This window comes from Achromobacter sp. D10, assembly GCF_035282245.1.
Classification (GTDB): domain Bacteria; phylum Pseudomonadota; class Gammaproteobacteria; order Burkholderiales; family Burkholderiaceae_B; genus Achromobacter; species Achromobacter insolitus.
The window spans coordinates 289,473-315,247 of sequence record NZ_JAYJLE010000004.1; the positions used below are offsets into that span (position 1 = coordinate 289,473).

Below are 25,775 nucleotides of genomic sequence, written 5' to 3' on the forward strand. Positions count from 1 at the left end.
GGGAGGGTCAGGCCTGGCGCGCCTTGCGGCGGACCAGGGTTTCCAGGCGGCGGCCCGCGCCGGCCATCAGCACGCTGCACACCCAGTAGAGCAGGGCGGTAGTGCCGAGCACTTCGAGGTAGGCGAAGGTGTTGGCCGTGAGCAGGTTGCTCTGGTAAGTCATTTCCGGCAGGCTCATCACCGAGAAAATCGCCGAGTCCTTGAACATCATGATGACCAGGCTGGTGGTGGGCGGGATGAGGAAGCCGAACAGTTGGGGCACGACGATGTGGCGCTGCGTCTGCCAATAGGTCATGCCCAGGGACAGGGCCGCGCTGCTTTGGCCCCGTGGCACGCTCTTGAGCGCGGCGCGCAGCACTTCGCAGAAATAGCCGCCTGTGTAGAAGGCGGTGCAACCGATGGCGACCGACATGGCGGTGGCCGGAACCCCCAGTTTGGGCAGCCCGAAGAACGACAGGTAGACGAGGATCAGGTACGGAATGTTGCGCACCAGTTCCACGTAGGCCAGCGCCACGGGCCGCAGCAGCGTGCGGGATTGCGCTGCATACGCCGCGATCGTGCCGATCAGGATGCCCAGGGGAATGCCGATGAGGCTGACCAGGGCCGTGATCCGCAAGCCCTTGAGCAGGACCGGCAAGGACTGCCCGACGAGAGAGAAATCAATGGGCATTGGGCAGCATCCTCGACACGCGGCGCTCGCACAGGCGCGAGGCGGCCGACAGGCAGAAAAGAATGATGAAGTACACGGCGGCGGTGACCGTGAACACTTGCAGCGGCAGATCGCTTTGCAGGGTGGCGTTGCGCGCGACGGTGGCCAGTTCCGGAACCGCGATGATGGACATCAGGGACGATGCCTTGAGCAAAATGGTGAGTTCGCTCGTCAGCGGCGGGATGGCGCGGTAGAACACCTGCGGCAGCAGCACGTGCCGCCAGATCTGCCGGCTGCGCATGCCCAGGGCGCGGGCGGCCGCCACCTGGCCGGGCGACAGCGTGCCCAGCGCCCCTCGCAGGATCTCCACGATGTAGGCGCTGGTGTTACAGGCCAGCGCCCCGATCCCGGCCGCAAGCGGCGACACGGAGATACCCAGCAAGGGCGGCACCACGTAATAGGCGATCAGCATATGGATGAGCGCGGGCGTGCCGCGTATGGCGCTGACCCAGAGCATGACCAGCCCCCGCAATGCCGCGTAGGGAGACAGGCGCGCCAGCAGCAGCGCGACACCCAGGCCGATCCCGATGGCGAATGCCGCCACCGACGCCGCCAGGGTGATCGCCGTGCCCGAGACGACACCGTGCAGGAACGGCGCGAGGGCGCCGTTCTGATTCAACCATTCCAGCATGGGAGGTCCGCCTAGATGGCGCCGTCAGGCAGGTAGTTTGTGCGCGGCGTATCCATGGGGGCGCCGAACCACTTCTTCTGCAGTTCCAGCAATTGATTGCTGGCGCGCAGTTCGTCAAAGGTGTCATTGATGAATTGGCGGATCTCCAGGTCCTTGGGATTGGCCACCCAGGCCAGCAGCTTGGCCTGGCCGATTTCCCCGGCGATGCGGAAAGCGCCCGGCTGCTTGCGCATCTGGACGGCCGCAATGTTCGAAGGCATCAGCGCTACGTCCACGGTCTTGTTGGCCAGCGCGTTGGAGACGTCGGGATACGCCTGGAACAGCTTGGTGTCGGCGTAGCCCTTGCCGTTCTTCTCTTTCAAGCGCTTTTCGAACTCTTCGGCCACCGGCTGGGAGGACGATCCCATCTGCGTGCCGATGATCTTGCCGGCGATGTCCATGTCCTGCTTGATGGAGGCATCGTCCACCCGCACCATCAGCACCGAACGGACCACGCCCACGGGCTGCGTGAAGGCGAAGCGCCGGGCGCGTTCGGGGGTAATGCCCACGCTGGTGGCGACGAAGTCGAACTTGCGTGACATCAGCCCGGGCAACAGGCCCTGGAATGGCAGGTTCATCTGTTCCAGCTCGACGCCGAGCTTGGCCGCCATGAGTTGGAGCACATCGTGGCCATAACCCACGACCTTGCCGTTCTCGACGAACTCGAACGGTTCGTAGGCGGCCTCGGTGCCTACGGTCAGCTTGCCGCGCTTCTTGATGTCGGCCAGCGATCCGCCTTCGGCGAATGACAGCGAGGGCAGGGCCAACGCGGCTCCGGCTGCGAGCGTGGTCGCGACAAAACGCCTTCTGGACAGGTTCTGCATGATTTTTCCCTTGTATATCGTCATGGTTCCCGCACTGGGCCGGCAGGTCTGCGCTGACGGAGCGGCCGGGGTCTACGCCCCTTGGCGCCAGTGCTGGACCCACTGTATCCGTCGGGTTGGGTTGTGAAAAATGATTTTTTTAGTGGTATGGTTTCAAAAAACGATACCTTTCAAGAGCGAGCACTGTGTCCCGTCCAGCGTTCACCGAGCGCGATCTGCGTTCCCTGCGCATCTTCTGCGCCGTGGCCCAGGCCAACGGCTTCGCTGCCGCGGAAAAACAGCTGCATATGTCCAAGGCGTCCATCAGCCGGCATGTGCGCGAGGTCGAGGAAACCCTGGGGGTGCGGCTCTGCGACCGCGGCCCCTCGGGCTTCGAACTTACCCAGGCGGGCAAGGTGGCGCTTGAACTGGCGCGCGACGCGTTGAAATCGCTGGAGCGGATCCGCCCCGAGATTGACGCGATCCGGGGGGGGCTGTCAGGCACCTTGTCCATCGGCATGGTCGAGCACGTCATCACGGACGCCGACTGCCATATCCCCGAGGCGCTGGCGGCCATGCGGGCAGAGGCGCCCGACGTGAAGGTGGAACTGACCGTCATGACCTTCAACGAGCTGGACCAGGCGCTGCGCGAGCGCCGGGTGCAGGTCGCCATCCGGGGCATGTACCGGCGCGAAAGCGGTTTCAACTACCAGCGGCTTTTCATCGAACGGCACGAGATCTTCGTGGCGCGCGGCAGCGTGCGCCAGGCCCGGGACCTGCCCTTGATATACCGGTCGCACCCCTTCGTGCACGACGCGCTGGGCGCCTATGGATTCGCGCGCGGGCCGGAGGCCACCGGGCTGGAGGCCATCGCCATGCTGGTCTCGTCCGGCCATTGCGTGGGTTTGCTGCCTGCGCACTATGCCGATTCCGTCTCGCGCCGCCATGCCCTGACGCGTCTGCCGGGCGGGCCCATCTACGAAAACACCATTTGCGCGATTACCGAGGCGTCGCGCCCGGGATCGCGCGCCGTGGAACTGTTCCTGCGCCTGCTGGAGCGTTTCCACCCGGCGCAATAGCGGGGCGCGGCCCCCAGCCCATGCCCCGTGCCGGCAGGGGCGCTAAAATACCGGCTCGCGGCTTTTTGACTGGCCATTCCGGCATTCTTTATTCTTGCGCCCGGCGCATCCATAACGATGAAAAAACTGACAGCTGTACTCCTCGCTTCCGCAACCGCGCTGCTGACCGCCTGCGGCCCCAGCGACAATGCGCCCGCCGCCGCCGGCGCGCAGGCGCCTGCCGCCGCCAAGAAGGTCGTGGTCGGCCTGGACGACAACTTCCCGCCCATGGGTTTCCGCGACGCGAACAACCAGATCGTCGGTTTTGACATCGATATGGCCAAGGAAGCCAGCAAGCGCCTGGGCCTGGAAGTGGAATTCAAGCCCATCGACTGGAGCGCCAAGGAAGCCGAGCTCAACGGCAAGCGCGTCGACGTGCTGTGGAACGGCCTGACCATCACCGAAGAGCGCAAGAAGAACATCAGCTTCACCGCGCCCTACATGGCCAACCACCAGATCATCATCGTGGGCACGGAATCGCCCGTGAAGGCCAAGGCGGATCTGGCCGGCAAGGTCGTGGGCGCCCAGGACGGCAGCAGCGCCACCGACGCCATTGCCAAGGATCCGGTCGCGGCCCAGATCAAGGAAGTCAAGAAGTTCGGGGACAACGTCACCGCGCTGATGGACCTGGCCGCCGGCCGCCTGGACGCCATCGTCGTGGACGAAGTGGTGGGCCGTTACCTGATCAGCAAGCGCGCCGGTGAATACCGCGTGCTGGACGAGAACTTCGGCACGGAAGACTACGGCGTCGGCGTGCGCAAGGACGACACCGAACTGCTGGGCAAGCTGGACAAGACCCTGGATTCGATGAAGCAGGACGGCACCGCCGGCCGCATCGCCACCCAGTGGTTCGGCGCCAACATCATCAAGTAAGGGGGCAGCGGCGCCCGCGGCCGGCCGGCCCGGGCGCCCGGCCCTGTATTCCGCAGCCCGCCGAGGCGCCGACGCGCCAGGCGGGCTTACTCATGAATCGATCTTGCCTTGGCGCCTCTTGCAGGCCCTGACGGCGCGAACCCACCGCATGGACTACGTACTCTCCCTATTGGGACCCTTGGCGCAAGGCGCAAAAGTCACCTTGACGCTGTTTTTCATCACGTTGGCGCTGGCGGTCCCGCTGGGGCTGGTGCTGGCGCTGGTACGGATCTCGAAATGGCGGCTGGCAAGCAATCTGGTCAACGGCTACATCTGGCTCATGCGCGGCACGCCGTTGATGCTGCAGATGCTGTTCATCTACTTTGCGCTGCCGTTCGTGCCCGTCATCGGCGTGCGCCTGCCGGATTTCCCGGCAGCCGTAGTGGCTTTCGCGCTGAACTATGCCGCCTATTTCGCCGAGATCTTCCGCGCGGGCATCCAGTCGGTGGACCGTGGCCAATACGAAGGCAGCAAGGTCTTGGGCATGACCTATCTGCAGACCCTGCGCCGCATCGTGCTGCCGCAGATGGTGCAGCGGGTACTGCCGCCCATGAGCAACGAGACCATCACCCTGGTCAAGGATACGTCGCTCATTTACGTGCTGGCGCTCAACGACATCCTGCGCACGGCGCGCGGCATCGTGCAGCGTGATTTCACCACCACGCCGTTCCTGGTCGCCGCCGCCTTCTATCTCATCATGACGCTGGTCCTGACGTGGTTCTTCCAGCATATGGAAAAGCGCTATGCCAAATATGACCAGTAATTCCCCGTCCACGCGCCCCGTCATGATCGAGGCGCGCGACATCATCAAGTCGTTCGGCTCCAACCGCGTGCTGGACCGGGTTTCTCTTACCCTGGGCCAAGGCGAAGTGGTCGCCGTGATCGGACCGTCCGGTTCCGGCAAGAGCACCTTCCTGCGTTGCCTGAACCACCTGGAAACCATAGACGAAGGCAGCATCGAGATCGAAGGCGAAGCCATGGCCCGGGCCGTGGCCGGCGGGCGCAGCCAGTACGCCAGCGACGCGGACGTGCGCCGCATTTGCCGCAAAATGGGCATGGTGTTCCAGTCGTTCAACCTGTTCCCGCACATGACCGTGCTGCAGAACATCATCGAAGCGCCGGTCACCGTGAAGGGCATGACGCGCGCCCAGATCATTCCCGAGGCGGAGGAACTGCTGCGCAAGGTCGGCTTGCTGAACAAGCGCGACAACTATCCGACGCGCCTGTCCGGCGGGCAGAAGCAGCGGGTGGCGATCGCCCGCGCGCTGGCCATGGAGCCCGACATCATGTTGTTCGACGAGCCTACCTCGGCGCTGGACCCCGAACTGACGGGCGAAGTCCTGCGCACCATGAAGCAGTTGGCCGACGAGCGCATGACCATGTTGGTCGTCACCCATGAAATGGGCTTCGCGCGCGAAGTCGCGCACCGGGTCATTTTCATGGACGAGGGCCGCATCATCGAGGAAGCGCCCTCGGCCGACTTCTTCCGCGCGCCGCGCGAGGCTCGCAGCCGCGAGTTCCTGGCGCACATGCTCTGAGGCGCCGGCCTTGCAGGGAACAGCCCGCTCAGGCGGGCTTTTTCATTTCACGGCCGTTCCGGTCACTACGGGACGATGCCCAAGGAAGAGCGGACCGTCTCCGCAATAAGCGGAAGAGGCAGCTTCTGGGCGCCGCGGGGGAGCTTGACGGCACTGAAGCCCTCAGCCAGCCAGCCCTGCACGACCTGGTCCGGACGCTCCTGCGGAGAGGCCGCTGCCATTGCCTTGGGTATGGAGATGGCAATCAACAAGGACTCTTTCTTCGCGTAGTACCTGGCGGTGGAGGTAAAGCCCTCTGGTCCGTAGTCGGTTATGCTGCCGCCGATCCACAATTCGACGTCGGATGCTGCGGCCGGCAGGCAGGGCGGCGTGCCGGCGGATTCCCCGATCAGTACTGCGCCCGGAGCGTCAGCATAACGTTGCGCGGCGCCCCCCACCAACCCTGGCTGAAAAAGCCGATCTGGTCGTAGTACTTCTTGTCGAACAGGTTGTTCACGTTGAGCGTGGCCGAGACTTGCTTGCTGAACTCGTACCGCGCCATCAGGTTCACGAGCATGTAGCTCCCTTGCTGGACCTCCACGTTGCCGCGCGGGCTGGGGGCGGACTGGTACATGCGGCTCTGCCAGTCCATGCCGCCGCCTACCGTCAGGCGGTTCAGGTTACCGGGCAGGCGATAGGTGCTATAGAGTTTGAAGAGGCTGCGCGGATGGCTGGTGTTGATGGCCTTGCCGTCGGCGTCCTTGGCGGTGAAGTGCGTGTAGCTGGCCGCGATGTTCCAGTTGGGCATGATCTGCCCGGTGGTTTCCAGTTCGATGCCTTCGACCTTGGCGCCAGATGCCGCGCGATAGGCCTGCGTGCCAGGCATGCCTATCACCGATACGCCGGGAATGGCCTGGGCCAGGTTGTTCTGACGCGTCTGGTACAGCGACACGGCCGCGTCCAGCAGACCGTCTAGGTAGGAAGCCTTCAGGCCGATCTCGTAACTCTTGCCGTCGATGGGCGGCAGAATGGAACCGCTGGGCGAACGCGCATTCTGCGGCTGGAAAATCTCGGTATAGCTGGCGTAGGCGGTGTACGTCTTGTCGATGTCGTAGATCAGGCCTGCGTACGGCGTGAACTGGTCGTTGATCTTGTACTGGCGCTTGGTGCCGAAGTAGGTCTGGTTCGTCTCCCAATTGCTCCAGCGTCCGCCCACGATCAGATGCAGCGGATCGGCCAGCGAAAATCGACCCACGGCGTAGGTTCCGGTCTGCTTGACCCGCATGTCGTCCGCTGGCGTCTTGCGACTGGACCAGCTCGGTTCGGCGATATGGTCCTGGCGCCAGTCGAAGAAGCTGCCGATGGCGGGCTTGGCGCCGGTCATGAGGTATTGGCCGATGTCGCTGTGGTCGTCCACGCTCATCCAGCCCAGGGCGAGTTCGTGCTTGCGGCCGAACAGCTGGAACGGGCCCGACAGTGTCAGGTTGATATCGTCGCGCGAGCGCTCTCCGTCATAGTTGTTGAAGCTGCTGCTCATGCCCGTGCCCGTGGTCCGGTCCGGATAGCCGCCGCGGTAAAGCTGCTTCATGCGGTACTCGCCGTCGTTGTGGCTATAGGCGGCGCGCGCCGTCCAGTCATTGGCGAAGCGGTGGCTCAGGTCCACGAAGGTGGTGGTCGATTCGGTATCGATGCGCGCCCAGCGCGTGTTGTTGGCCACCGACCGGTTGAAGTCGGTGCGCGAGCCATCCGAATAGAACAACGGGAAGCCGCTGCCGAAGCCGTTGCTCTGGTTGCGCATGTACTCCATGCCGACGGTGAGCTGCGTGTCGGGCGTGAGATCGGCGCTGATGACGCCGTATAGCGTGCGTTTGCGCGAATCCAGGAACGTAACGTAGCTGTCGCCCTGGCTGTAGGCGGCAACGAAGCGCGAGCGGATGCGTCCATTTTCCGTCAACGGCACAGAGAGGTCGGCGTCGCCGCGCACGTAGTCCCAACTGCCGGCGCTAGCGCTGCCCGCCAGCGTGAATTCGCGCAGGGGCTTCTTGCGGACGAAGTTGACTGCGGCGGAGGGGTTGCCCGAGCCGGTCATCAGGCCGGTGGCGCCGCGCACGATTTCCACGCGGTCGTAGATGGCGGCATCGATGTCGGTGGAACCGTAGTTCCATTGGCTGAGGATGGGCGCATTCAGGCCGTCGAACTGGAAATTGTCGATCGCGAAACCGCGCGAGGAGAAGGACAGGCGATTGCTGTCGCTGCGCGTGACGGAAATGCCGGGGGCGCTGCCCAGGATGGAACCGGTGTCCTGCAAGCCCTGGTCTTCGATCTGCTGCCGCGTCACCACGCTGACCGATTGCGGCGTTTCCCGCGGTGACAGCGTCAGGCCGGTTGCGGTGCTCATGGCCTCGGTGTTGTAGGCGTGGGTGCCTTCGGTGGTGCCAGGTAGGCCGGCGCCCCTGACCGTGACGGCTGGGAGTTCGGCGGCCTCTGGCTGGGCGGACGCGGTCTGGGCGGCCGAAGCTGCGGACTGTGCGCTGCCGGCGGTGTGGTATGTCAGCGCCGAGGACAGCAGGGAGGCCTGGAGGGCCAGGGCAAGCATATTCGCCCGGCGCATGAGCGCGCGTGGCGGGGGAGGCACAAAGGGCATGACGACGAGCTCCAGCTGAAAGATCTAGCAATGAGAATTATTGTTTTTGCTGAAGGCTTGAACGTATGCGGGAGGATGCGATGCGTATGCTGAATGCCGCCGGCGCGTGCGCGCGGCGCAACGCTGCTCAGCCCAGGTCGCTGGGAGCGACGCCATAGCGCTCGCGGAACGCCGTGGCAAAGTTGGTGGCGTGCCGGTAACCCGCGCAATGGGCCACCTGCTGCACGCTGCAGCCCCGCGCCAATTGCTCGCGGGCGACCTCCAGGCGGCGTTCGCGCAGCCAGGAAAATACGGAGCACTGATAGGCGGCGCGGAACTTGGCGCGCAGGGTGCTGGGACTCATGCAGGCGAGTTTTGCCAATTCGTCCAGCGTGTGTTCCTCGCCCGGCGCGCTGTGCAGCCGTTCGCGCACGCGCTCCAGCAAGCGGCGGTCGCGCGGCGATACCGCGCCGATTTCGGGCGTTCGCTGGTCCATCGCAGCCAATGCATGCGCGAGCAGTTGCGCGCCCACGGCCTCGCGCAACATGGCGCGCAGCGGATCGTCCCAGCGGCATTCCAGCAAGTGCTCAAGCGCCTGCGCCAGGTGCGCCTGCACCTGCCATGGCCGCAGCCGGAAGGCGGGGGTGCGCAGGGCCTTGCGGATCTGGTCGCTGATCGGATCGTCGTCCGCGTCATCTGGTTCGCGCAATGACAGGTTGACGCTGCGCAGCCGCTGCCCGGCATGATGACTGCCGTTCATGGCCACCGTATCGCCATATGCGGCGCTGACGCCGCCCTGGGCGACGAGTCGGAGGTCGTCGTGGCGCCCAACGCGCGCCCTGGCCTGTCCTTGCAGCATGACGATGGCCGAGAAGCGGGGCGTCATGATGGAGGTCGATTCGTAGTGGTGATGCACCAGCACGTCGGACAAGACCAGCGTTTGGCCCGCGCGGATCGCATGCTCCTCGACGCGGCCTTCGGCGATGCAGAAGGCTTCGGGGTCGACGCCCGCCGCATCGAACCCCGGCAGACGGTAGTGGAAACCGTTGGAACTGCCCAGGCGGTTGAAATCGGCGATCGTGAACCGTACGGCAGGGAAGGATGAATTCAAGGGCGTGGCTCGCGCTGCGGGTTGAATCCCCGAAGGTCTGGGTGCGGGGAGGAGTCACATTTTAGATGAGAATAGAACATATTCGCATTTATTTAATGCGTCGGCGCGGTCATTGTGAACGTTCATGGCGGCAAATGCCGGTCTAAGATCTGTACCCATGCCGAACATCACTACCGACGCGCACCCGTTGCTCCGGCTGCGCGGTATCTACAGCGAACGGCTGGCGCCTGCCAGCTTGGACCTAGCCCCCGGCGAGTGCGCCGCCATCATGGGGCCATCCGGATCCGGCAAATCCCTGTTCCTGCGGCAGGTCGCGGATCTGGACCCAGGGCATGGCGAGGCTTTGTTGGACGGGCGGCCGCGTTCCGGCATGCGAGGTTATGCGTGGCGCCGCAAGGTCATCTATTGCCAGGCCGAGGCGGGCTGGTGGGAGGACGCGGTGGCGCCGCATTTCGCGGACCGCGCCAAGGCGGCGGCCATCATGCAACGGCTGGGGCTGTCCGTCGATAAGCTGGACGCGCTGGTGAATGAACTGTCCACCGGAGAGCGCCAGCGCCTGGGTCTTGCGCGCGCGCTGGCGTTGGCGCCGCGCGTGCTGCTGCTGGACGAACCGACGGCCGCGCTGGACCAGGCCGCCACCGACAAGGTCGAAGCCGAGGTGCGGCGCTATCTGGACAGCGGCGCGGCGGTGCTGATGGTGACCCATAGCCCGGCCCAGGCTGAGCGCCTGGCGCGCCGTTCCTGGCGCATGGAGCAGGGCAGGCTGGAGCCGTTATGGACGTGATCAAGCTGCAGGCCTCCGATCTGGCCATCGCTTCGCTGCTGGTGCTGCTCAGCGCGGGCATTTCCTTTGCCTTGCGCCTGAACTTGCAGCGCCAGGTGCTGTGGGCGGCGGTGCGCACCGTGGTGCAACTGCTACTGGTGGGCCACATCCTGCGCATCGTGTTCGCGCACGCCGCCCCCTGGCTGACTGCGCTGGTGGTGGCGGTGATGATGGCGCTGGCGGCCAGGGAAGTGGCGGCGCGTCCCAAGGCCAGGTTGACGCAGCATGGCAATGGCTGGGTCGGCGCCATCGCGGTGGCCGGCACCACGGTCATCACCGTGCTGTTCATTCTGAGTACCGCGCTGCGTCCCGATCCCTGGTACGACCCCCGCTACACCATTGCGCTTATCGGCATCGTGCTGGGCAGCGTGCTCAACGCCGCCAGTCTGGCGCTGGACGGGGTGCTGTCCGGCGCCCGGCGCGAGAAGCTGGCGATCGAGGCGCGGCTGGCGCTGGGCGCGACCGTGCGCGAGGCGTTTTCCTCCCTGCTGAAAGAGTCCGTGCGGCGAGGGATCGTTCCCAGCATCAACCAGATGTCGGCCGCCGGCATCATCACGCTACCCGGCATCATGACCGGACAGATCATTGCCGGCATGGATCCGATAGACGCCGCGAAGTACCAGATCCTGCTGATGTTCCTGCTGTGCGGCGCCAGCGGCATGGCGGCCATGGCCGCGGCCTACGGCGCGATGCGCCGGCTGACGGACGAGCGCGGGCGGCTCAGGTTGGACCGTCTGCATCCGGCGTAGCGGCCGCGGTTTTTTGCGGAAATTTCATGAAAGCTTGACGCGCGCCTGGCGATACTGCCCGGAAATTTGCATTTTCCCGAGCTATTTCCGGATTCCCATGTCGCCCGTGTTCAGTTTTGCAGTGCCCGCCCACCCTGTGGCCAGCGTCCAGCGCCGCCTCGCGCCGCGGGAGGATCGGGCATGAGCGTTCCCATGACCGCATCCATGGCGCCGGCGGCCCGGCGCGCGGCCTGGCCCGGCTGGCTGGTGTTGGGAGGCCTGGCACTGTGGCTGGGGGCGCTGGCCTGGGCGCGCTGGCTGACCCTGCCCGACGAGGGGCGCTACGCAGGGGTAGCCTGGGAGATGCTGCGTAGCGGCTCGCCCATGGTGCCGTTGCTGGATGGCATGCCGTATTTCCACAAGCCGCCGCTGTACTACTGGCTGGCCCAGATCAGCTACGCCTTGTTCGGTGTGCACGAATTCAGCGCGCGCCTGCCGTCGCTGCTGGGCGCGTGGAGCGCGGGCGCCGGTCTATACGCATTTGTGTCGCGTTATCGCAGTACCGCGCAGGCACGCTGGGCGGTGGCGATACTGGGGCTGATGCCGCTCTTTTTCGGCGCCGCCCAGTTCGCCAACATGGACATGCTGGTGGCCAGCATGATTACGTTGTGCGTGCTGGCCGCGGCCGACACTGCCTTGCGGCGCGCCGAGGGGCGTCCGTTCCGCGCCATGTCGGTGGCGACCGGCGTACTCGCGGCGCTGGCGGTGCTGGCCAAGGGGCTGATCGGCCTGGCGCTGCCGGGCGCCATTGTGCTGGCCTGGCTGCTGCTGCGGCGCGATTGGCCCGGCGTGCGCGCCTTGCTGTGGCTGCCAGCCTTGCTGGTCTTCGCCGTAGTGGCCGTGCCCTGGTTCTGGCTGATGGAGCTGCGCTATCCCGGCTTCAACCAGTATTTCTTCGTCTATCAGCAATTCGAGCGCTTTTCGCAGGGGGGCTTCAACAACGCGCAGCCTTTCTGGTTCTACTTGCCCATTGTGGCGGGCTTGGCGCTGCCTTGGTCGATCTGGGCGGTGTCGCTGTTCAAGCCAGCGTGGTGGCGCGAGTCCGACCCGCAGGGGCTGCGTCGGCTTGCGGTCATCTGGATTGCGGTCGTGGTGGTGTTCTTTTCTATTCCGCATTCCAAGCTCATCGGCTATGTGTTGCCGGTGTTCCCGCCCTTGGCGTTCCTGATCAGCGAACGGGTCGCGCCTGCATGGGCCGCGGGCAAGCGCCGCGGCGCCGGCATCGCCGTTGGGGTGGCCGCCGTCATCTGCGTGGGGGCGATCATCGTGGCGGCAATCAATCCCCGCGGCAGCGCGGGGCCGGCAACGGCTGAGCTGCGCGCGGAGATGCGGCCGCGGGACATTCATATCGCGCTGCACAGTCTGCCCTTCGACCTGGGGTTCTATACCGGCGCGCAAGAGCCCGCCTGGATCGTCGATGATTGGCAGAATCCCGAAATACCCACGCGGGACAACTGGCGCAAGGAGCTGTACGACGCGGCGAAGTTCGATCCTGCGACCGGCAAGCGCGTGCTGATCGGTGAGCAGGACCTGCGCGTTCGCCTCTGCCAGGCCCAGGACGGAGCGCGATTCTGGATATGGGGCCAGAAGGATGACGCCACGCGTTACCCCGTTCTTGCGGGCATGGCGCCAAGGATTGCAGGCGAGAAACGGACAATATGGCGCATCGATATCGATCCGGCGTTGCGCCAGCGCATGTGCGGGGAGGGAGGCCCCGCAGCATCCGCCCCGTCGCCGCGTTGAGCTCATGAAAAAAAGGCCGGCAGCCCGAGGGTTGCCGGCCTTTTCGTAGCCGTGATGCGCGGCGGGCGCTTAGCCGATCGAGGCCAGGGCCTGGTTCAGCGTGGGGCTGGGGCGCATGGCCTGGCTGGCGCGGGCTTCGTCGGGCTGGTAGTAGCCGCCGATGTCCACGGGCTTGCCTTGGGCGGCCTTCAGTTCGGCCAGGATCTTGTCCTCGCCCTCAGCCAGCGCGCGGGCGGGCGCCGCGAACAGGGCTGCCAGCTCGGCGTCGTCCGTCTGCGCGGCCACGGCCTGCGCCCAATACATGGCCAGGTAGTAGTGGCTGCCGCGGTTGTCCAGGCCGCCGACCTTGCGCTCGGGCGACTTGTTTTCGTCCAGGAACTTGGCGGTCGCCTGGTCCAGCGTCTTGGCTAGGACCTGGGCGCGGGCGTTGCCGTAGGTGCGGCCCAGGTGGTCCAGCGATTCGGCCAGGGCCATGAACTCGCCCAGCGAGTCCCAGCGCAGGAAGCCTTCTTCCAGGAATTGCTGGACGTGCTTGGGCGCGGAACCGCCGGCGCCCGTTTCAAACAGGCCGCCGCCTGCGACCAGCGGCACGATCGACAGCATCTTGGCGCTGGTGCCCAGTTCCATGATGGGGAACAGGTCGGTCAGGTAGTCGCGCAGCACGTTGCCGGTGACCGAGATGGTGTCCAGGCCTTCGCGGATGCGCTTGAGCGAGAACTTGGTGGCTTCGACCGGGCTCAGAATGCGCAGATCCAGGCCGCTGGTGTCGTGGTCCTTCAGGTACTGCTTGACCTTGGCGATGATCTGCGCGTCGTGGGCGCGGTTCTCGTCCAGCCAGAACACTGCGGGGGTCTTGGTGGCGCGGGCGCGGGCGACGGCGAGCTTGACCCAGTCCTGGATCGCGGCGTCCTTGGTCTGGCACATGCGCCAGAGGTCGCCGGCTTCGACGGCTTGTTCCAGCAGGACCTTGCCCGAGGCGTCCGTGACGCGCACGGTACCCGCGGCGGGAATGACGAAGGTCTTGTTGTGCGAGCCGTATTCCTCGGCGGCCTGGGCCATCAGGCCGACGTTGGGCACGCTGCCCATCGTGACCGGGTTGAAGGCGCCGTTGCGCTTGCAGTCTTCGATGACGGCCTGGTAGACGCCGGCGTAGCTGCGGTCGGGGATGACGGCCTTGGCATCCTGCAGGACGCCTTCGGCGTTCCACATCTTGCCCGAATCGCGGATCATGGCGGGCATGGACGCGTCGACGATGACGTCGCTGGGCACGTGCAGGTTGGTGATGCCGCGGTCGGAATTCACCATGGCCAGCTGCGGCAGGGTCTTGTAGGCGGCGTCGATGTCGGCGGTGATCTCGGCCTGCTTGTCGGCGGGCAGGGACTGGATCTTGGCGTACAGGTCGCCGATACCGTTGTTGGGATCGAAGCCGGCTTGCTTGAGCGCGTCGGCGTGCTTGGCCAGCACGTCCTTGTAGAACACGGACACGACGTGGCCGAAGATGACCGGGTCGGAGACCTTCATCATCGTGGCCTTCAGGTGCACCGAGAACAGCACGCCGGTGGCGCGGGCGTCGTCGATCTGCGCTTGCAGGAAGGACTTCAGCTTGGCGGCCGACAGCACGGCGGCGTCGATGATTTCGCCGGCCTTGACCGGGGTCTTTTCCTTCAGGACGGTCTTGGAGCCGTCGGCGGCGGTCAGTTCGATCTTGACGTCGCCGGCATCGGCGATCAGGGCCGACTTTTCGGTGCCGTAGAAGTCGCCTTCGCTCATGTGGGCCACGTGCGACTTGGAGTCAGCCGACCAGGCGCCCATCTTGTGCGGGTGCTTGCGAGCGTAGTTCTTGACCGACAGGGGCGCGCGGCGGTCGGAGTTGCCTTCGCGCAGGACCGGGTTAACGGCGCTGCCCTTGACCTTGTCGTAGCGGGCCTTGACGTCGCGCTCGGTGTCGTTGGCGGGGGCGTCCGGGTAGTCGGGCAGCTTGTAGCCCTGTTCCTGGAGTTCCTTGATGGCGGCCTTCAGCTGCGGCATCGACGCGCTGATGTTGGGCAGCTTGATGATGTTGGCTTCGGGTTGGACGGCGAGGGCGCCGAGTTCCGACAGGGCATCGCCCAGCTTCTGGCTGTCTTCGAGGTAGTCGGGGAAGACCGAGATGATGCGGCCGGCCAGCGAGATGTCGCGGGTCTCGACCGTGATGCCTGCGGGCTTTGCGAAAGCCTGGACGATGGGCAGCAGCGAACGGGTTGCAAGCGCCGGAGCTTCATCGGTGAGGGTATAGATAATCTTCGGAGTAAGAGACATGATCCTTGAATCTGTTCGGCAGGCGCTAGGCGCAAACCCGAACATGCTATGCGGCCAGAAGCCGGTAGATGTTGTCGGAGAGTGGGTTCGTATGGGCAGGCGCGCGGACGCGTCCAAAGAGAAGGCCGGCAGGCGTCTGTCCAACATGGCCGGCGCCCGCCCTTTTTTATCTGGCCGGCCGGGGCGCGCCGGTCATGCCGGAGCGATTCTGGTCCGCCTAGGGAAGTGCGACTGCCACGAACCTTACATTGTAATACCGTGCTATGCCTGCTGCGCGGCAAAACCCGAGGATTCGGCCGGGATATGGGCACAATCGCACGCAAATTAAAGGGGGACGTATTGAGTTGGGCCGTTTTGAGCCCGCGACGCGTTTGACAAAGCGGCTCACAAGGAGGAAGCTACGTCCCCATGAATTTCCGCGCCGTCCGCATTTCGCTGATTATTACCATCATTCCTGGAATGGTGGGTTAGCGCGCGACCGCAACAGTCACAGCCACCCGCCCCACGAGGCGGGTTTTTTGTGGCCGCCTCTGCCGGGCAAGCACACCGAAGCAGAGAGCCAGATGCCCCATACCCCGCAAGTCACTCAGCAAACCGCAACCACCGCGGCCGCCTCCGCATTCCAGGACGGCAAGGCCTCGCCGATGGAATACCTGAGGCAGATCCTGACCGCCCGGATCTACGACATCGCCCGGGAAACCGAACTGGATCGCGCCCGCGGGCTGTCGGCCAGGCTGGGTAATCCGGTCTACTTCAAGCGCGAAGACAATCAGCCGGTTTTTTCCTTCAAGGTGCGCGGCGCCTACAACAAGATGCGCAACACGCCGCAGGCAGCGTTGGAGCGGGGCGTGATCACGGCCTCCGCCGGCAACCACGCGCAAGGCGTTGCAATCTCTGCCGCCAAGATGGGCGTGCGGGCCATCATTGTGGTGCCGCAGACCACGCCGCAGGTGAAAGTGGATGCGGTAAAGGCGCATGGCGGCCCCACGGTGACGGTGGTGCAGGCAGGGGATTCCTATAGCGACGCCTATGGCCACGCGCAGAAGCTGGCGAGCGCGCAGGACCTGACCTTCATTCCGGCATTCGACGATCCCTACGTGATTGCCGGTCAGGGCACGGTGGGCATGGAGATCCTGCGCCAGCATGCAGGCCCTTTGCATGCCGTCTTTGTGCCGATCGGCGGTGGCGGGCTGGCGGCGGGGGTGGCGACCTACATCAAGGCAGTGGACCCGGCCGTCAAGGTCATCGGCGTGCAGACCGAGGATTCCTGCGCCATGTCGCTGTCCATGCAGGTGGGAGAGCGGGTCAATCTGCCCGAAGTCGGCCTGTTTTCGGACGGCACGGCGGTCAAGCTGGTCGGCGAGGAAACCTTTCGGCTATGCCGGGAATATCTGGACGAGATCATTCTTGTGGATACGGACGCGGTCTGCGCGGCGATCAAGGATGTGTTCCTGGATACCCGCAGCGTGCTGGAACCGGCGGGCGCGCTGGCGGTGGCCGGGTTGAAGAAATACGTGGAGCGCGAAGGTGTGCAAGGTCTGCCCATGGTGGCGGTGACCTCCGGCGCCAATATGAACTTCGACCGCTTGCGCTTCGTTGCCGACCGTGCCGAGGTCGGCGAAGCGCGCGAGGCGGTCTTCGCCGTGACGGTGCCGGAGGAACGTGGCAGCTTCCGCCGCTTTTGCAGCGTGATCGGACAGCGTAGCGTGACCGAATTCAACTACCGCATTGCCGACGCGCGCACCGCGCACATCTTTGTCAGCATGCAGATTTCCCGGCGCGGCGACGCGGCGGAGATCATGGCGGCGTTGCAGGAGCAGGGATTCTCCGTCGGCGACCTGAGCAATAACGAAGTGTCCAAGCAGCACATCCGCTACATGGTTGGCGGGCGCTCGCCGCTGGCCGCCGGCGAACGCTTGTTCCGCTTCGAATTCCCCGAGCGCCCGGGCGCGCTGATGAAATTCCTGTCCGAAATGGCGCCCAACTGGAACATCAGCCTGTTCCACTATCGCAACCAGGGCACGGAATTCAGTTCCGCGCTGGTCGGCATCCAGGCGCCGCTGGCCGACAGCGCGGCGCTGGATGCGTTCCTGCGGCAGTTGGGCTACGCCCACACCGAGGAAACCGGCAACGAGGCGTACCGCCAGTTCCTGATCTGAAGAGGCGGTCCGCGTTCAGCCCGGTGCGCATCCGGGCTTGCGCGGCAGGCTCACGCCTGGCTGCAGGCGCAAAGCGGCGCGCCCCTGCGCCTGGGTCACCTGCAAGGTGCTGGCCCGCCATGCCGGCACCTCGTCGAACGCCACCTCGGGCGCGGCCGATGAGCGGGACAGGGCATCCGGCCGGTCGAACTGAATCGCCGGCAGCCGCAGGCAGGTGTCCTTGAAATCCAGGCGCGCGAGCTCATGGCCGTCGCTCATGCGCACCGCGCGGAACGCCAGCGGGGTGTCGACGAATTTGGTGATGGCGGGAACGATCTGCAGGTAGCCGTCCGCATCCTTGATCCGTTTGGTGGGTTCGATCTCGACCACGTCCCGGCCGGGCGGAACGGCCAGGTACGCCACGCCATCCGCCACGTCCAACAGTTTGCCCCGGCCCAGGTTCAGGGCGGCAAGCGGCGCATGGCGGATCATTACGGTTTCGTTCCAGGACGTGTATACCCGCGTCCAGCCAGGCTGCCGGGCGTCCTCGAAGCGGGTGACGGAAATCCGGTCGCGGTCGGGATCGGTGGACAGGCTCAGGCGGTTGACGCGCAGCGCGCCGTCGACCACGCGCAAGTGCGCCAGCACCGTATTGGCGCTGGAGCTGGTGAAGTAGGCAAGCACGGCATCGGTTTCCAACGCCTTGGCCGTGGATGCGCAGAAGAAGGCGCGCGCCTCGATGCGTTGCCCGCCGGGATAGAGCAGGGCGCCCACATCCTTGCCGCACAGCGGCTTGCCTTGGTATGTGATGGTGGTGCCGCGGGTGGTTTGCCGCTGGCCGGTGTTCCAGTCGTTGCGGCTGCCGTTGGCAGCTTCGACCACCAGGCCATGGTTGTCGTAGACGACGGCCGCGCCCGCAGGGGCGGCCAGCATGCAAAACAGAAACGCGAGGCTGCGACGGCTCGCCATCGGGGGCTCCCTGGTGTGGCTGGACCGGCCTATATATACCACTGCCAGGGCGCGCGCTTTACTGAGGGCCGAGCTTGCGGATCAGGGCGTCCAGCATTTCCAGTTCGTTGGCTTGCAGGTCCGTCAGGGGCGCGCGCACGGGGCCGGCATCGTGGCCGACCAGTTTGGCGCCAGCCTTGACGATGCTGACGGCATACCCGGGGACGCGGTTGCGGATTTCCAGGTAGGGCAGGAAGAAGTCATCCAGCAGGCGATTGGTGGTGTCGTGGTCGCCCGCGGCAATGGCACGGTAGAAGTCCATGGCCGTCCTGGGCACGAAATTGAAGACGGCAGATGAATAGACCGGCACGCCCAGCGCCCGGTAGGCCGCGGCATAGACCTCGGCCGTGGGCAAGCCGCCCAGGTAGGAGAACCGGTCGCCCAGCTTGCGGCGGATGCGCACCATGGCTTCGATGTCGCCCACGCCGTCCTTGAATCCCACCAGGTTGGGGCAGCGTTCGGCCAGTTGGGCCAGACTGTCGGCGGACAACCGGGATTGCGCGCGGTTGTAGACGATGACGCCGATCTTGACGGATTTGCAGACCTGTTCGACGTGTGCGGCGATGCCTTGTTGTGACGCTTCGGTCAGGTAATGGGGCAGCAGCAGGATGCCCTTGGCGCCCAGGCGCTCGGCCTCTTGCGCATAAGCGATGGCCGTGCGGGTCGGGCCGCCCGCGCCAGCCAGGATGGGGACCTTGCCTGCGCAGGTCTGCACCGCGGTGCGGATGACGTCCGCGTACTCCTCGGGCGCCAACGAAAAGAACTCTCCCGTGCCGCCTGCGGCGAACAGGGCAGTGGCGCCATAGGGGGCCAGCCATTCCAGGCGCTGCGCATAGCCTCTGGCGTTGAAGTCGCCGTTCGAGTCGAAGTCGGTGACGGGAAAGGATAGCAGTCCTTCCGAAACGATCTGCTTGAGTTCCTGCGGGGTGGTCATGTTGCGCGCATCCGTATGGTTGCCTCAATGGGCGGAATTTGCCATCTGCCTGTCACGGCTTTGGCGGGCAAGTCATCGTACAACATGAGATAAGCCGAATTCAAGCGAAATACAGCGTGTTATCAGGGGATTATAGGGGTATACCCGATAAGACAAGGGTTCTGCTTTCCAAAGATATTTTCACGGTTGTACGATGACATGCGCAGAACCGGGATCCGGTCATTGCGGGCGTGCCCAGGGATTCCCGTGGGCGGACCGCCCGCGCCGGCGCTCAGGGCCGTACGCGAAAAAATTCGAAAGGAGACTCCATGGACCTTAGCAAAAGACATTTCCTGGGCGGCGCCGCGGCGCTTTGCCTGTCGTCATGGCTGCCGGCGTGGGCACAGTCGGGCGACTGGCCGACGCGTCCGGTTCGCATCATCGTGCCGTACCCGCCCGGAGGTTCCTCGGACATCATTGCCCGCATTCTGGCGCCGCGGCTCAGCGACGCCCTGAAGCAGACCGTGGTGGTGGAGAACAAGCCCGGCGCCAACGGCAATCTTGGGGCTGGCCTGGTAGTGCAGGCCGCGCAGGAAGGCCATACGGTGCTGCTGTGCGACGTGGGCGCCCTGGCGATCAGCCCGTCCGTGTACACCAAGCTGTCGTTCGATCCCTCCAAGGATCTGCGCGCGGTAGGCATGCTGGCCTATTCGCCCCACGTGCTCGCCGTGCACCCGGACGTGCCGGCCAAGACCGTGCCGGAACTGGTGGCGCTTTCGAAGCAGCAGCGGCTGAATTTTGCTGTGACCGCCATCGGCAGCGCGCCGCACCTGGCCGCCGTGGCCGTGCAGCAGGCCACGGGGGCGCGATGGGAGTACGTGCCATACAAAGGCGGGTCGCAGGCGGTGACCGACACCATAGGCGGACAGACCCAGGTCATCATGAACGGATTGCTGGCCACGCTGCCGCATATCAAGGCGGGCAAGCTCAGGCCGATCGCCATCTCCAAGCGGGAGCGCATGCAACTGGTGCCCGACATTCCGACCATTTCCGAGCAGGGCGTGGCGGGTTTTGAATCCGGCACCTGGCAAGGCGTGATGGCGCCCGCCACCACGACCGACCCGGTTGCGCTGCGCTTGTCTGAACTGATGGCACAGATCGTCAGCCAGCCGGACGTGAAGGCGCAGCTTAACGAGCAAGGCGCTGAAATCGTCACCCGCAATCCTGTCGAGCTGGCGCAATTTTTCAACAGCGAACGCGCGCGCTGGGCCTCGGTGGTGAAAAGCGCGGACATCAGGCTGGACTGACGCGGGGCCTTTCTGGACAGCCGATGACGCTGGGGAGCACACTGGAACCGTCCCGCGCCCGCCCAGGCCCCGGCGTGGCGCGGACAGCACCCGCGGAAACCCTTACACAGGCCGCGGCGATCCAGGGGCAGGGGTTGCAGCCATGAAAACGCTATGGACGGTCGCGGTGCTGGCGTCGTTTTGGGGGCAAGCCGGCGCGCAAGGCGGCACACCCGCCGTGCCGCCACCGCCGCCATCGGCCCGCGTCATACCGGACGCCTGCGTCGGCGCGTCCTGCCCGCGGCTGGTCAATCCCGGCGCCGCCCAGGAACCGTGCCTGGGCACGGGATGCGCCACCGCGGGCAGGCCGCCCGGACCGCCAGCGCCGCCCTCCAGCGGACCCAGCCGCCAACCAGGATGGATGAGCCCCGCGCCGTCACGTCTGCCGCCCATGCCGGCGCCGCGCGGGGTTCCGGCAGGCCCCCTGACCCCGGCGCCGCCGTTGCCGGTGCCGAGGTAAGGTCAAGGGAAATTCACCCAGCCCCGCTGCACGCGCCGGTCATCCGCATGTATGAGCGATAGGGCTCTGCCCGGACCATGTCTTGCAGCAGTTCGCGCAGGATGTCCTGCACGAGCTTCACTGCCTGCGTCAACGGCCGGTTGGATGCGGTGGCCAGCATCAGGCGGGTGCACAGCGCCGGGTTGACGATTCTGCGGGCGACGAGCCGGCCGGACGCGAGTTCACCCACCACTGCGGGCAAGGCCAGCACGGTGTGGGCCAGGCCTTCCAGCACGATTTCCTTCATCAGTTCCAGCGCATCCATTTCGAATACCACGTTCAAGGGTCGGTCCGCCTGGGCGGCCGCCTGCTCCAAGGTGCGGCGCAGGCCATGGCTGCGTGTGGGCAGCGCCAGTGGCAGATCGCCCAATTGCGCGAAATCAATGGTGGACCGGGCGCGCGCGGCGGGCGACAGGTTCTGTGCCGGCGAGACCAGCGCCAGGTCCAGCTCGGCCAGGGGATCGACCACCACATGCTGCGAGCGCCGCGCGTCGTGCAGTACGGCGATGTCGACGCGGGCGTTGGCCAGCCATTCGTGCACATAGCCGCTATAGCCCGTAATGACGTTCAACTGGATGCGGGGATGGCGCTTCCATACTTCCGCCACCAGCGGCATGCCGACCATATGGGAAAGCGTGGGAGTAAGGCCCAGCGTAACCTGTCCGGAAGGGGACTTCTGCTCGTCGTGGAATTCGGTCACGACCTGCGTCATCTGTGTCAGCAAGGGGCGCAGGCGGTCCAGGAGTTTCTCGCCCTCCGGTGTCAGGGACACGCCGCGGCCGTTGCGATAGAGCAGGGCGCAGCCGCATTCGTCCTCAAGCTTTCTGACCTGGCGGCCCAGCGCGGACTGCGCAATTCCCAGCACCGACGCGGCCTTGGAGAAGCTGCCCGAATCGGCCACGTGGATCAGGTTCTCGATCTTGCGTAGGTCCATCGCGATGTCTCGCCGCCCGCGCGGGCGGACGCTCCCTGTGTGCGTTTTTTGTATATCTGATAGGCACAGTATGCCTACATGGCATCGTGCCAGCCACCCTAGAATTCCTGCGTATCCGACCCGCGCTTGTGCGCCTTTTCCTGGTTTTCGGCCATCCATGACGCCTGCTTCCGAATTGAATACGTCTTCCCACGCCTTGCTCGGGATCTTCGCCCGCGATGGCATCGATCGCGTTTTTCTCGTGCCCGGTGAAAGCTATCTGGGCGTGCTGGACGCTCTGCACGACTTTCCCGGCATCGACGTGGTGACCTGCCGGCACGAAGGCGGGGCGAGCTTCATGGCTGGTGCCGACGGCCGGCTGACGGGCCGGCCGGGCGTGGTCATGGTGTCCCGCGGCCCCGGCGCGGCCAATGCCGCCATCGGCGTCCATGCCGCGCAACAGGATGGCGTGCCGATGATCCTCCTGATCGGACAGGTGCCGCGCAAGGACCTGCGCAAGCAAGCCTTCCAGGAGATCGACTATCAGAAGATGTTCGGTTCCATCGCCAAGTGGGTGCATGAGGTGGCCGCGCCCGAAGATCTGGCCTGGGCCGCCTTCAAGGCGCTGCGGGTGGCTACCTCCGGCACGCCGGGGCCGGTCGTGCTGGTGGTGCCCGAGGACGTGCAGCAGGCGACGGCGTCCCGGCCTGAGTGGACGGCGGCGCCTTGCAGTCCAAGCCAGCCAGCGCCCGATACGCTGGAGCGGCTGCGCGCCTTGCTGCAATCCGCCAGCCGGCCGCTGATCATCGCTGGCGGGGCGTTCAATGCGCCGGGCGGCCGCGACGCCTTGCGCCTGTTGGCAGAGCGGCATGGCGTGCCGGTGGCGGTATCGTTCCGCCAGCACGACATCTTTCCGAATACGCATCCGCTGTATGCGGGCGACCTGGATCTGGCGACGCAAGCGGCCCAGGTGGCGGCCTTTGACTCCAGCGACCTGATCCTGGCCCTGGGCACGCGCCTGGGAGACATCACTACGCAGGGCTACACGTTCCCGGTCTATCCCAGGCCGTCGCAGACCTTGGTGCATTGCCACGTCGACGCGCATACCGTGAACCAGCATTTCGCGGCCGACGTAGGTCTCGTCGCAGACCCGGTCGCCACCGCGCAGGCACTGGCGGCCTTGCCGCCAACGGGCGGCGCGGCGCGCGGAGACTGGGCAGCTTCCTTGCGCGCCATCCGCGAGCGCGTGGCCGCCTGGCCGAGTCCAAAGGCGGATGATGGCGTGCCGTTCGTGTCCGTGGTGCGCGCACTGGCTGAACAGGCGCCCGCGGATCTCATGGTCTGCCTGGATGCGGGCACTTTCGCGGCCCCCGTTTACCGTCATTTTCCTTTTGCCTACCCCCAGCGGCTGATGGCGTCGCAGTCCGGCGCCATGGGCTATGGCACGCCGGCGGCGATCGCGTCGCAGCTGCGCAACCCGCAAAGCAAGGTGGTGTGCCTGGTGGGCGACGGCGGCTTCATGATGACCGGCAACGAAATGATGGCCGCGGCCGAACGCGGCTTGCCGGTGTTCTTCATCGTGTCCAACAACAACTGCTATGGGTCGATCCGCGTGCACCAGGCGCGCACCTATCCCGGACGCTACGTGGGCACCAACCTCGCCAGCCCCGATTTCACGATGATGGCCCGCGCGTTTGGCATGCAGACCGAGCATGTCACCCGCCAGGACCAGGTGGACGCGGCCATCGCCCGAGGGCTGGCCGCGACGGCCCCGTATTTCCTGGAGGTCAAGACCAGTCTTGCCGCCATCCTGCCGGACGGCGCGGACAGCGAGGCCGGCATCGACCTCCTTGGACGCGCGGCAGCGCCGACGCTTCACTCCCGGTAGCTCGGATCTTTCCTGTCCATCAGGCGCAACATGGCCGGCCATTCCAGTTCGCCGAAGGGCCGGCGCGTGGTCGGCTGGTACAGGTGCCAGGTCTTTTCGATCACTTCCGGTGGCGGCAGGCACAGTTCGCGGTTGGCGGCCAGGGCATCCACTTGCGCCTTGCATGCCATTTCCAGCCAATACAGCGTATTGAACGCCTGCGCGATGCTCGGGCCCGCCGCCAGCAGGCCATGGTTGCGCAGGATCATCGCCTCGGACTGACCCAGGTCCGCCACCAGGCGCTCGCGCTCGTCCAGGTCGATGGCCACGCTTTCGTAGTCGTGGTACGGAATCTTGGCGAAGCGCATGGCGGTCTGGGTCAGCGGCAGCAAACCGCACTTCAGCGCGGACACCGCCATGCCGGCGCGGGTGTGCGTGTGGATGACGCATTGCACATCGTGGCGCGCGCCGTGCACCGCGCTATGGATCACGTAGCCGGCTGCGTTGATGCCGTAGTCGCCCTGGTTGCCCAGCACGTTGCCGTCCAGGTCTATCTTCACCAGGCTGGACGCGGTGATTTCGTCATACATCATGCCGTAGGGGTTGATCAGGAGGTGGCCCTCGGGTCCCGGGATGCGCGCGGTGATGTGGTTGTAGATGAGATCGCTCATGCCGAAGTGGGACACCAGCCGGTAGCAGGCGGCCAGCTGGACGCGGGTGTCGCGTTCCGCAGGGCTCATGGTGGTGGAGGTATGCATCGCTCTGGTTTCCTGTTCAGTCGGTCGCTTTGACGTTGAATTCGCGGACTACCTTGCCCCACGACTCATACTCGGATTTCATCAGCGCGCCGAACTCGGCGGGCGTGGCGGTGGTGCGGACCTGGGCGCCCAGCTCTGCAAGCTTGTCTCGCACGGCCGGGTCCGCCAGCACGGTGTTGAGCTCGGCCGCCAGCTTTTGCTGGATATCGGGCGGGATGCCCGCGGGCGCGATAAGGCCCAGCCAGGCGCCCATGTCGAAACCGGGGAAGCCCTGTTCGGAGACGGTGGGCACGTCCGGCAGGGTCGCCACCCGTTGCGGTGTGCTGACGGCGATGGCCTTCAGGCGGCCGGCCTTCACCAGGGCCAGCGAGGACACCATGGTGTCGAACGTGGCGTAGGTGCGTCCTCCCACGATATCGGTCTGTGCCTGGCTGCTGCCCTTGTAAGGCACGTGGATCATGCTGGCGCCCGCCTTGGAAAGCAGGACTGAAGTTACAAGGTGGCTGGTGGTGCCCACGCCGGTGGTGGCGTAGGTGTATTGGCCAGGCTTGGCCTTTACGGCCGCGAGAAAGTCGCGCAGGTTGTTGGCCGGGTTCTCGGGGCTGACGACAAACAGATAGGGCAGCCAGGTTAAAAGCCCGATGGGCGCGAAATCCTTGCGCGCGTCGTAGTTCAGATTGGGATAGACGTGGGGGTTGATGGCCTGGGGCGCGGAAGCGCCGATCATGAGCGTGTAACCATCGGCCTTGGCTCGGGCACCCAGGCCCGCCGCGATGGAGCCGCCCGCACCCGGCTTGTTCTCGACGATGAACTGCTGGCCCAGGCGCTGGCCAAGGCGGTCGCCGACCATCCGCGCTACCGTGTCCGTTGCTGTGCCAGGGGGAAAACCGACCAGGATGGTCACCGGCTTGGAAGGATAGGGGTCTTGCGCGCACGCAGGACCCGCCGCGGCCCAGGCGCAGCCGGCCAGCAGGGCCGCCAGCATGGCCCGCCGCAATGTTGATGAGACCGTCCCGGGGGCGGATTGCATTCCGCCTCGCTTTATTGCCTTGCGCATCGTTGTCTCCAGTCATTGTTCTGATGGCGGGAGAGCGCCTGCGCCTGCCCGCAACGGCGCCCGCAGGGCAGTCCGTCGCCGTTCAAGGTCGCACAAGGACCGGCCGCCTTCAATGGCGCGCGCGGCCAAGCAGATAGCGCGAAATGGCATGGATGGCGGAC

General features: G+C 65.6%; 21 protein-coding genes. 10 read left to right on the forward strand and 11 right to left on the reverse strand.

Annotated elements, in window-relative coordinates:
* Positions 1-7 precede the first annotated feature (7 nt).
* From VCS63_RS13685 to VCS63_RS13695, 3 genes are read right to left on the reverse strand one after another with little or no spacing between them, the layout of a single operon-like run.
* Positions 8-670, reverse strand: coding sequence for an amino acid ABC transporter permease (locus tag VCS63_RS13685; RefSeq protein ID WP_042793515.1), 663 nt, complete (start codon positions 668-670; stop codon positions 8-10).
* Positions 660-1,340 (reverse strand): amino acid ABC transporter permease, encoded by a 681-nt coding sequence (locus VCS63_RS13690; protein WP_082884597.1) that lies wholly within the window; start codon positions 1,338-1,340, stop codon positions 660-662. The genes VCS63_RS13685 and VCS63_RS13690 overlap by 11 nt, the downstream gene beginning before the upstream one ends.
* Positions 1,341-1,351: 11 nt before the next feature.
* Complete coding sequence (locus tag VCS63_RS13695; RefSeq protein ID WP_063640910.1) at positions 1,352-2,203, reverse strand: transporter substrate-binding domain-containing protein; 852 nt, start codon at positions 2,201-2,203, stop codon at positions 1,352-1,354.
* Positions 2,204-2,388: 185 nt separating this feature from the next.
* Between VCS63_RS13695 and VCS63_RS13700 the strand changes: the two genes are divergently transcribed.
* From VCS63_RS13700 to VCS63_RS13715, 4 genes are all read left to right on the forward strand, one after another.
* On the forward strand, positions 2,389-3,261 hold the full coding sequence (locus tag VCS63_RS13700; RefSeq protein WP_323880069.1) for a LysR family transcriptional regulator: 873 nt from the start codon (positions 2,389-2,391) through the stop codon (positions 3,259-3,261).
* A gap of 117 nt (positions 3,262-3,378) precedes the next feature.
* Positions 3,379-4,173 (forward strand): amino acid ABC transporter substrate-binding protein, encoded by a 795-nt coding sequence (locus VCS63_RS13705; protein ID WP_063640684.1) that lies wholly within the window; start codon positions 3,379-3,381, stop codon positions 4,171-4,173.
* Positions 4,174-4,321: 148 nt separating this feature from the next.
* A complete protein-coding gene (locus tag VCS63_RS13710; protein WP_042797018.1) occupies positions 4,322-4,975 on the forward strand; it encodes an amino acid ABC transporter permease in 654 nt (217 codons plus the stop codon).
* Positions 4,976-4,997: 22 nt separating this feature from the next.
* A complete protein-coding gene (locus VCS63_RS13715; RefSeq protein ID WP_323880322.1) occupies positions 4,998-5,750 on the forward strand; it encodes an amino acid ABC transporter ATP-binding protein in 753 nt (250 codons plus the stop codon).
* 388 nt (positions 5,751-6,138) lie between these two features.
* Here VCS63_RS13715 and VCS63_RS13720 read toward each other — a convergent pair whose 3' ends face one another.
* Positions 6,139-8,340 carry a TonB-dependent siderophore receptor gene (locus VCS63_RS13720; RefSeq protein ID WP_376785042.1) on the reverse strand — a complete coding sequence of 734 codons (2,202 nt, stop codon included), beginning with the start codon at positions 8,338-8,340 and terminating at the stop codon, positions 6,139-6,141.
* 160 nt (positions 8,341-8,500) lie between these two features.
* Positions 8,501-9,463: a helix-turn-helix transcriptional regulator gene (locus tag VCS63_RS13725; RefSeq protein WP_042793516.1), complete on the reverse strand. Its 963-nt coding sequence runs from the start codon at positions 9,461-9,463 to the stop codon at positions 8,501-8,503.
* A gap of 157 nt (positions 9,464-9,620) precedes the next feature.
* Here VCS63_RS13725 and VCS63_RS13730 point away from each other — a divergent pair, with 157 nt between their 5' ends.
* The 3 genes from VCS63_RS13730 to VCS63_RS13740 all read left to right on the forward strand — a co-directional run bounded on the left by VCS63_RS13730 (position 9,621) and on the right by VCS63_RS13740 (position 12,817).
* A complete protein-coding gene (locus VCS63_RS13730; protein WP_175199019.1) occupies positions 9,621-10,247 on the forward strand; it encodes an ABC transporter ATP-binding protein in 627 nt (208 codons plus the stop codon).
* Positions 10,238-11,035, forward strand: coding sequence for an ABC transporter permease (locus tag VCS63_RS13735; protein ID WP_323880071.1), 798 nt, complete (start codon positions 10,238-10,240; stop codon positions 11,033-11,035). The genes VCS63_RS13730 and VCS63_RS13735 overlap by 10 nt, the downstream gene beginning before the upstream one ends.
* A 180-nt stretch (positions 11,036-11,215) precedes the next feature.
* Positions 11,216-12,817, forward strand: coding sequence for a glycosyltransferase family 39 protein (locus tag VCS63_RS13740; RefSeq protein ID WP_323880073.1), 1,602 nt, complete (start codon positions 11,216-11,218; stop codon positions 12,815-12,817).
* Positions 12,818-12,886: 69 nt separating this feature from the next.
* On the opposite strand, the gene VCS63_RS13745 is transcribed toward VCS63_RS13740, so the two are convergent.
* Complete coding sequence (locus VCS63_RS13745) at positions 12,887-15,115, reverse strand: NADP-dependent isocitrate dehydrogenase (RefSeq protein ID WP_063640680.1); 2,229 nt, start codon at positions 15,113-15,115, stop codon at positions 12,887-12,889.
* 644 nt (positions 15,116-15,759) lie between these two features.
* Between VCS63_RS13745 and ilvA the strand changes: the two genes are divergently transcribed.
* Positions 15,760-17,274, forward strand: coding sequence for a threonine ammonia-lyase, biosynthetic (gene ilvA, locus VCS63_RS13750; protein WP_063640906.1), 1,515 nt, complete (start codon positions 15,760-15,762; stop codon positions 17,272-17,274).
* 15 nt (positions 17,275-17,289) lie between these two features.
* Here ilvA and VCS63_RS13755 read toward each other — a convergent pair whose 3' ends face one another.
* Positions 17,290-18,222 carry a hypothetical protein gene (locus VCS63_RS13755; RefSeq protein ID WP_323880076.1) on the reverse strand — a complete coding sequence of 311 codons (933 nt, stop codon included), beginning with the start codon at positions 18,220-18,222 and terminating at the stop codon, positions 17,290-17,292.
* A 58-nt stretch (positions 18,223-18,280) separates the two neighbouring features.
* Complete coding sequence (kdgD, locus tag VCS63_RS13760) at positions 18,281-19,195, reverse strand: 5-dehydro-4-deoxyglucarate dehydratase (protein ID WP_063640678.1); 915 nt, start codon at positions 19,193-19,195, stop codon at positions 18,281-18,283.
* 308 nt (positions 19,196-19,503) lie between these two features.
* Here kdgD and VCS63_RS13765 point away from each other — a divergent pair, with 308 nt between their 5' ends.
* On the forward strand, positions 19,504-20,481 hold the full coding sequence (locus tag VCS63_RS13765; RefSeq protein WP_112965533.1) for a Bug family tripartite tricarboxylate transporter substrate binding protein: 978 nt from the start codon (positions 19,504-19,506) through the stop codon (positions 20,479-20,481).
* Positions 20,482-20,993: 512 nt separating this feature from the next.
* Here the strand turns inward: VCS63_RS13765 and VCS63_RS13770 are convergent.
* Positions 20,994-21,953 carry a LysR family transcriptional regulator gene (locus VCS63_RS13770; RefSeq protein ID WP_076813423.1) on the reverse strand — a complete coding sequence of 320 codons (960 nt, stop codon included), beginning with the start codon at positions 21,951-21,953 and terminating at the stop codon, positions 20,994-20,996.
* A gap of 157 nt (positions 21,954-22,110) precedes the next feature.
* Between VCS63_RS13770 and VCS63_RS13775 the strand changes: the two genes are divergently transcribed.
* Complete coding sequence (locus VCS63_RS13775) at positions 22,111-23,820, forward strand: thiamine pyrophosphate-binding protein (RefSeq protein WP_323880078.1); 1,710 nt, start codon at positions 22,111-22,113, stop codon at positions 23,818-23,820.
* Here VCS63_RS13775 and VCS63_RS13780 read toward each other — a convergent pair.
* Both VCS63_RS13780 and VCS63_RS13785 read right to left on the reverse strand, forming a co-directional pair.
* Positions 23,808-24,557 carry a class II aldolase/adducin family protein gene (locus VCS63_RS13780; RefSeq protein ID WP_063640675.1) on the reverse strand — a complete coding sequence of 250 codons (750 nt, stop codon included), beginning with the start codon at positions 24,555-24,557 and terminating at the stop codon, positions 23,808-23,810. The two genes, VCS63_RS13775 and VCS63_RS13780, sit on opposite strands and share 13 nt — an antisense overlap.
* Positions 24,558-24,573: 16 nt before the next feature.
* Positions 24,574-25,587 carry a tripartite tricarboxylate transporter substrate binding protein gene (locus VCS63_RS13785; RefSeq protein WP_323880079.1) on the reverse strand — a complete coding sequence of 338 codons (1,014 nt, stop codon included), beginning with the start codon at positions 25,585-25,587 and terminating at the stop codon, positions 24,574-24,576.
* Positions 25,588-25,775: the final 188 nt, after the last annotated feature.

What these genes read in the sequence shown, in the direction of transcription:
- VCS63_RS13685 (WP_042793515.1), bottom strand. Translation starts at nt 670, where the DNA reads ATGCCCATTGATTTCTCTCTCGTCGGGCAGTCCTTGCCGGTCCTGCTC.
- VCS63_RS13690 (WP_082884597.1), bottom strand. Translation starts at nt 1,340, where the DNA reads ATGCTGGAATGGTTGAATCAGAACGGCGCCCTCGCGCCGTTCCTGCAC.
- VCS63_RS13695 (WP_063640910.1), bottom strand. Translation starts at nt 2,203, where the DNA reads ATGCAGAACCTGTCCAGAAGGCGTTTTGTCGCGACCACGCTCGCAGCC.
- VCS63_RS13705 (WP_063640684.1), top strand. Translation starts at nt 3,379, where the DNA reads ATGAAAAAACTGACAGCTGTACTCCTCGCTTCCGCAACCGCGCTGCTG.
- VCS63_RS13710 (WP_042797018.1), top strand. Translation starts at nt 4,322, where the DNA reads ATGGACTACGTACTCTCCCTATTGGGACCCTTGGCGCAAGGCGCAAAA.
- VCS63_RS13715 (WP_323880322.1), top strand. Translation starts at nt 4,998, where the DNA reads ATGATCGAGGCGCGCGACATCATCAAGTCGTTCGGCTCCAACCGCGTG.
- VCS63_RS13720 (WP_376785042.1), bottom strand. Translation starts at nt 8,340, where the DNA reads ATGCGCCGGGCGAATATGCTTGCCCTGGCCCTCCAGGCCTCCCTGCTG.
- VCS63_RS13730 (WP_175199019.1), top strand. Translation starts at nt 9,621, where the DNA reads ATGCCGAACATCACTACCGACGCGCACCCGTTGCTCCGGCTGCGCGGT.
- VCS63_RS13735 (WP_323880071.1), top strand. Translation starts at nt 10,238, where the DNA reads ATGGACGTGATCAAGCTGCAGGCCTCCGATCTGGCCATCGCTTCGCTG.
- VCS63_RS13740 (WP_323880073.1), top strand. Translation starts at nt 11,216, where the DNA reads ATGAGCGTTCCCATGACCGCATCCATGGCGCCGGCGGCCCGGCGCGCG.
- VCS63_RS13745 (WP_063640680.1), bottom strand. Translation starts at nt 15,115, where the DNA reads ATGTCTCTTACTCCGAAGATTATCTATACCCTCACCGATGAAGCTCCG.
- ilvA (WP_063640906.1), top strand. Translation starts at nt 15,760, where the DNA reads ATGGAATACCTGAGGCAGATCCTGACCGCCCGGATCTACGACATCGCC.
- VCS63_RS13755 (WP_323880076.1), bottom strand. Translation starts at nt 18,222, where the DNA reads ATGGCGAGCCGTCGCAGCCTCGCGTTTCTGTTTTGCATGCTGGCCGCC.
- kdgD (WP_063640678.1), bottom strand. Translation starts at nt 19,195, where the DNA reads ATGACCACCCCGCAGGAACTCAAGCAGATCGTTTCGGAAGGACTGCTA.
- VCS63_RS13765 (WP_112965533.1), top strand. Translation starts at nt 19,504, where the DNA reads ATGGACCTTAGCAAAAGACATTTCCTGGGCGGCGCCGCGGCGCTTTGC.
- VCS63_RS13770 (WP_076813423.1), bottom strand. Translation starts at nt 21,953, where the DNA reads ATGGACCTACGCAAGATCGAGAACCTGATCCACGTGGCCGATTCGGGC.
- VCS63_RS13775 (WP_323880078.1), top strand. Translation starts at nt 22,111, where the DNA reads ATGACGCCTGCTTCCGAATTGAATACGTCTTCCCACGCCTTGCTCGGG.
- VCS63_RS13780 (WP_063640675.1), bottom strand. Translation starts at nt 24,557, where the DNA reads ATGCATACCTCCACCACCATGAGCCCTGCGGAACGCGACACCCGCGTC.
- VCS63_RS13785 (WP_323880079.1), bottom strand. Translation starts at nt 25,587, where the DNA reads ATGCAATCCGCCCCCGGGACGGTCTCATCAACATTGCGGCGGGCCATG.